We start from the raw sequence: 1,082 nt of genomic DNA, 5'->3' as shown, positions 1-1,082 counted from the left end.
AAGCAACTCTATGTTAACGCCGCCAACGGCAATCTGCTGATACAGCAACAAGACATCTTTCTGCCCAGTTTTGGTGAGGATTTCACCTTTTCCAGGACTTACAACTCCCGCGGCACCATCACCAACGAGGAGAGCCGTCTGGATGCGCCCGAGCATCAGGTCGATAAGCCCGGTTGGTACTTTTCCACTGGCGTCTTTATCGAATGGCAGCGCCCGGAGGAAGACGAAAACCCGGGGATTGAGGAAAACACCTTCTGGATTACCTATGGCGATGGCAGTAAGTTCGAGTTTCTCTACGACAGCGACCGCGACCTGTGGGTATCCACCGATGGGGCCGGCGCCTATGAGACGCTGGAACTGACCCGGGGACAACTGGTGCCGGATGACGACGATTTTGATGACAATCGTATCTGGTACACCGTCACCCGGGCCGATCAAACGCAATATTCTTTCGATGCGGTGGGCCGCCTGCGCGAGACCATTGACCCCAATGGCGTATCCATGACCTACCAGTACGGCGGTAATAAGCTGTTGTCGCGGGTTTTCGATGACGACGGCCATGTACTGCGTTTCAGTTACGATTCCGATCGCCTGGTTCGCATCAGAGATGAGAACAACACGACCCTGGTTCAATATGCCTACAACAACGAGGAAATTATCAGGGTCACCGATCGATTTGGGCATGAAACCCGCTACACCTACAACGACGAGGGGCTGATAACCCATATCCGCCTGCCGGAGGAGCAGGTCGTCGACGGGCAGACCCAGACCTTCGAACGGCGGGAAATCGAGCTCAAGTACGAGCGCCTGGAGTGGGACAGCGGTTCGGCCGACGATATCGACGATGCCGACAGCCAGGCCTGGGTAGTGCGGGAAATTATTGACGCCGGCGGCGGCAGCACAACATTTGACTACGACTTTACTTTCGTCGATGACCCCACTGATTCCCGGCGTTTCTTTGGCCACTACGACCGTGCTGAGCAGGAGGAGTACCCGGGTAACGGTGTTGCGGAAGATGCCGTTGATCCCTATTCGCATTTTGCCGGCGGCACGACGGTCATGGTCGATGCCCTGGGTAATAA

The 1,082-nt window shown here is 55.9% G+C and carries 1 protein-coding gene; it reads left to right on the top strand.

The window, feature by feature from the left end:
* Window positions 1-1,082: hypothetical protein (locus tag FKG94_RS28600; protein ID WP_142930361.1), on the top strand; the 1,082-nt coding region annotated here is incomplete at both ends.

Origin of the sequence: Exilibacterium tricleocarpae (assembly GCF_007004655.1) — a bacterium.
GTDB classification, from domain to species: Bacteria; Pseudomonadota; Gammaproteobacteria; order Pseudomonadales; family Cellvibrionaceae; genus Exilibacterium; species Exilibacterium tricleocarpae.
This window is presented reverse-complemented; position numbering and strand designations above follow the sequence as displayed.